The organism is Nostoc sp. NMS4 (genome assembly GCF_017115095.1).
GTDB lineage: Bacteria > Cyanobacteriota > Cyanobacteriia > Cyanobacteriales > Nostocaceae > Nostoc.
This window is the reverse complement of sequence record NZ_JABXKI010000038.1, coordinates 1-4,936: the sequence shown is the minus strand read 5'-3', so window position 1 is coordinate 4,936 and position 4,936 is coordinate 1. Positions and strand designations below refer to the sequence as shown.

Sequence of the window (4,936 nt, the reverse complement as noted above, 5' to 3'; positions counted from 1 at the left end):
TGGCAAAACGACCGCTGTCAACTTGATTGGCGATAAACGCTTCAAAATGCTCACCCAAGGTAACACTTGTATTTTTTTGCATACAATTTTCTCCTGTATAATACCAATATATAATATTTTTTGGTATTAGTGCAGATGAAAGCTGAAAACAGCTAGATTCCAGAATTACGAGCAAAATCAAAATATAGCGATCGCAAACTCAGATATTTTCCCACAAAAAAACGGTAGAGCAATAAACACTCTACCGTTTTCTAATTTTTTATTTGAGATTTAAATCCCAAGTTCTAAATTTTACTCAACCCCTTGGAATTAAAATTATTGGTGCTGTTTTTGACATCAGGTTATCAACCGTCTGCCAAATTTTGCAGTAGTTAATAGGATTGTCGCAGATGATTTTTTAATTTCAACCGCATTATGAAGCGCCATAGCTCACCAATCCAAAGCACTGTCGATGTTACAACAATTACACTTATCCAGTCTACCAGAGACAAAGGTACTGTTCTAAAAACACTACCACCAAACTGAATAATCAATATCTGTCCGACAAAAATGGTGATAGCGATCGCTACAAATCCTTTATTCTTAGACAAACCTTTGAAGGCAGACTGCTTTAACCCCAAGCATCGAGCATTGAACAAATTCCAAAACTGTAACATTACGAACACGCCGAAGAACACGGAAAGCTCATAAGGAGTGATTTCCCCATCCTGACGGATGTAGCGTAAGAAACCAACCAGAAAAAGCAAAAATGCTAACCCAACAGTAAAAATATTCTGTGCCATTGCTTTGGTGACAATAAAGGCTTCTGGGTTACGAGGAGAGTGCTGCATGACGCTCTGATGAGGGGGTTCCGTCGCCAAAGCCAAAGCAGCAAAGGTATCCATAATTAAGTTTACCCAGAGCATTTGGGTGACAGTTAGAGGTAGCGCTACACCGATAAATGGCCCTACTAAAGCAATTCCCAACGCCACAACGTTGATTGTTAACTGAAACAGAATAAATCGTTGGATATTTAAGTAAAGCGATCGCCCCCAGACAACTGCATTTACAATACTGCGGAAAGAATCGTCAAGCAAAATGATAAGCTAATCGTCATTCATTTTTCCAGAATGATTCGCTTGTAGTAAGGGCTTCAGCCCTGCTTTTATGCAACTTAAATGCCGATTAGCTTATCACTAGCTTCTTTAGCGATCGCTGTACCACTTCCCATTGCTAAACCTACCTGAGCTTGCTTGAGAGCAGCTGCATCGTTTGTACCATCTCCGGTGACACCTACCACCTCACCATTTTCCTGTAATAGTTTCACTAGCCGCAGCTTATCAAGTGGCCGCGCTCTGGAAAGTACCTTTAATTGCAGCACCGCCTGACTTGCTTCTTCTTCACTCAGTTGGGCAAATTGTTGACCAGTCAAATGTAAATAACCGCTATTCAAGTCATCTTCTTCTTGCCAAAGTCCAATTTGACGAGCAATTTCCTTAGCCGTCTCCGAGTTATCGCCTGTTACAACTTTGACTTGTATTCCTGCGTTTAAGCAGGCTTGGATGGCATCAGGTACTTCTGGACGCAAGGGGTCTAAAATTGCCACAAACCCCAGCCAAGTCATGTCGTGAGCAATTTCGTCCAAGTTCGTCTCACTCGAATGCTGTGAGATATTATGGTAAGCAAACCCTAGTGCCCGCATTCCTCGTTTTTGATATCCTTTAATTTCAGATGCGATCGCGGCTTTATTCTTGAGTGATTCTAGTCCTTGCTGTGTAAGAATCTGCGAACAACGCTCCAAAATTACCTCTGGCGCTCCTTTCACATAAAGCACATCCTTCCCAGTTATAGAGGAAATGCCAATTGTGCCCATGTATTTTTTCTGACCACAAAAAGGCATTCGGGATTTTATTTGAAAGTTACCACGATAAGATATGTAATCAGTATCCTGGCTATCTAGCCATAAAAGTAAAGCTCCTTCTGTAGCATTGCCAATAGGACGAGAAGGCTGCAAAGGTTTTTTCTCTAAATCAGCAGTACTATTAACTGCGATCGCCTCCGCGATTAACCCTTTCACATCTTTAAGTGCTGGCAACAGTTGAGAATTCAAACTAGGAAAATTGACTTCATATACCCGCATTTGATTTTGGGTAAGAGTGCCAGTTTTATCAGAGCAAATTACTGTAGCTGAACCAATAGTTTCACAAGCGTGCATCCGACGCACCAAATTATTGGAAGCCGCCATCTTTTTCATACTGTAGGCAAGGCTCAGGGTAACACTCATTGCCAAACCTTCTGGCACAGCTACCACAATAATTGTCACAGCTACCATAAAGTAGTGCAGTAATGCTTTGGCAACACTACCAGGAACCCAGTTATTTATAGAGCCAGGAATTAGTCCTAGAGGATAGCCTAAAGCAAGTCCGATAGTGAAAAATACTAATCCTATACCAACTGTTTTCAGCCAACTAGAAAAACTATTATTTTCCAGCCATTTTGGTGCTGTAAGTTTGCTATCAGCTAGCTCAAAACCATCATAAATTACAGGTAGCCATACTCGGCTAAGTGCTATTAATACACTAATAATTGACAGCCCAACAACATACCACTGTTGAGAACTCAGACTTAATTCTTTAGTGACAAAACCGCGCATCAACAAAGATATGAAAGTGAAACCAGCAAAGCCAAGACCAACTACACCAATCAGTTTACTAAGTTTTTCTAGTTGATGATTAAGCGGTGTGTCTTCTGTGTTTTCGATGCTGGCAATTGCTGTTGCCAATTTCCCAATTTCTGTATTGTCACCAACAGCAGTAACTTCAAAATAACCTTGTCCTTGTTCAACAATCGTACTGCGATAAATCTTGTAAGCTGGGTAAGTTCCTTCTTCAATACCTTGATTTTCTGCGTCAGCCTGAGTAAGCTTTTTAACTGGTTCCGCTTCTCCCGTGATTTTTAACTGGTCAATTTCTAAAGATATTTCTTCTAAAATTTGTCCATCGGTTGGGATTTCTTCACCTTGTTCTACATATACAACATCAGCAAAAACTAAATCTTTGCGTTTAACAGTGGTAAAGCTGCTATCTCGGATGACTTTGATAAATACTTCGTCATAAACTTGATTAAGAATATCAAATTCTTTACTGGCTTTGTATTCGTTGAAAAAAGCGAGAGTTGTCGCTAATAAGATAGCAGCTACAATCCCTAAACCTTCAGCATATTCACCCTCAAAAATTCCGACACTAATAGCGATCGCAGCTGCAATCATCAGAATCCGAATTACTGGATCTTCAAATTTTTCTAAGAACAATTTCCATAATGGGTCGCGTTCTGGAGGAGTAAGAACGTTGGCACCATATTTTTGGCGATTCAGCTTAACCTCTTCCGAACTTAGTCCTTGATATGGTAATTGAATCTTGTTGCCCTGACTCTTCTCATTAGTAAGCATATTTAATCCATTGAATTATCAAAAGCTATATCAGAGCTAAATTACACATCAGCGCCAGATAGGTATTCAGTAATACTATACAGAATTATGAAATGGCAGTATGCAGTCGAACACCATAGCAATTATTCACTGTTAAAAGAGTGAGATGTTTATTAATCTACTTTCATCAATGCACTGGCAAGGATTTATGTTTCCGAATGGCGTTATTCATCAAGATGATCTGTTCAGCATGAAATGAGGGAGGCATCAAACTGTGAATTCCATGATCAAGTCCATCGTGCATCACATCTGTTGTTAGTTGGGAGTGGTCTAATCCCAAAGTGTGACCGATTTCGTGGGTAATAGTATTAGCAATCAAGTTAGATAATTGACTCAGATTCAGACTCGCTCTATAAGAAGCATTAAGTACTTGGTCTATACGAACAGCAGCACGGTCTGTAACTTTACTATGACGGAAACTGGCAATTCCTAGATAGTCAACTGGTTGTTGATCAACAAACACATAGACATGGGTAAAGTTTTGGTTCCACTCTTTTTCATCGGGTGGTTCTGAGGTCAAAAACACATTGACACTCCTAAAAGCACTGAAGACTTTAGCAAGCGCATCTGCCATAACTTCTAGCATGGTGCTATTATCTTCAGTATCGATAATCATGTTTGAAATATTGACCCAAACACAATGGCGAACTTCGCTGTTTTTTGCAACAATCAACCATCCACAATATGGACACACTCGCCAATTAGTTTGGATATGAGAACGGCAACCTTGACAGCGAGGTTTTGAAGGTCTATCAAGGTTAATCCGTTCCCAAATCGGAACTTGCAGCTTACGATTTGTCTTAGTTAGATTCAGGCGATCGTAGAGTGACATTTTACTTAGAGCCAGCTACCCAGTTAAAGCCAAAATGATAGTAATCGTCTGCCTCTTTATGTCCACTAAAGTATTTCTCTTCCTTTAAAATCGTAACTTCAGAGCCAATGTTACTTACCATAGCAGCAGCACAGAAAGGTCGATTTGTATCTGGGTTATTAAGTTCCAGATAAATTTCCTCGCCATTACTGATTAGGCGTAAATAGGTAAACCAAAATTTTCAATAATAACGAATTTACTACGTTTAAGTTTTTGCTCTAGCTAGTTTTGCCACGCTAGGATATATCAATACACTAAGCAATACGATGTCAAAGTCTTTCTGCATATAGATTTGAGGCTCGGAAATACTATATTAGTTATTAAATAGCTTTTTTGTCTTTCATTTATAAAGCAAGTAATAATAACATGAAAACTTTCTGTGTTTACTTTAGATGATTGCTATTTGACAACAAAAAAACGGTAGAGGCTAAAAGCTTCTACCGTTTTCTAATTTTTTATTTGAGACTTAAATCCCAAACTCTAAATTTTACTCAACACCTTGGGGTAACAATTCCCGACGCTGTTGAGAACTAACTTGCACAATGCCATTTTCATCGACATCAACGATCGCAGTATCGCCATCTTTAATGCGACCAGAC

The 4,936-nt window shown here is 39.4% G+C and carries 4 protein-coding genes; all 4 read right to left on the bottom strand.

What is annotated here, in order from left to right; translation table 11 throughout:
* A partial coding sequence (locus tag HWQ37_RS01385) for a ribbon-helix-helix domain-containing protein (protein WP_292742885.1) occupies positions 1-82 on the bottom strand: 82 nt, incomplete at its 3' end.
* Between the two features lie 289 nt (positions 83-371).
* Positions 372-1,076 carry a cation transporting ATPase C-terminal domain-containing protein gene (locus HWQ37_RS01380; protein ID WP_292742883.1) on the bottom strand — a complete coding sequence of 235 codons (705 nt, stop codon included), beginning with the start codon at positions 1,074-1,076 and terminating at the stop codon, positions 372-374.
* Between the two features lie 77 nt (positions 1,077-1,153).
* Entirely contained in the window at positions 1,154-3,427 is a 2,274-nt protein-coding gene (locus HWQ37_RS01375) for a cation-translocating P-type ATPase (RefSeq protein WP_292742881.1), read from the bottom strand.
* A gap of 166 nt (positions 3,428-3,593) precedes the next feature.
* Positions 3,594-4,298 (bottom strand): zinc-dependent metalloprotease family protein, encoded by a 705-nt coding sequence (locus tag HWQ37_RS01370; RefSeq protein WP_292742879.1) that lies wholly within the window; start codon positions 4,296-4,298, stop codon positions 3,594-3,596.
* Between the last annotated feature and the right edge of the window lie 638 nt (positions 4,299-4,936).

Excerpts from the sequence above, each read along its gene's own strand:
- HWQ37_RS01375 (WP_292742881.1), bottom strand. The coding sequence starts at position 3,427 with ATGCTTACTAATGAGAAGAGTCAGGGCAACAAGATTCAATTACCATAT.
- HWQ37_RS01370 (WP_292742879.1), bottom strand. The coding sequence starts at position 4,298 with ATGTCACTCTACGATCGCCTGAATCTAACTAAGACAAATCGTAAGCTG.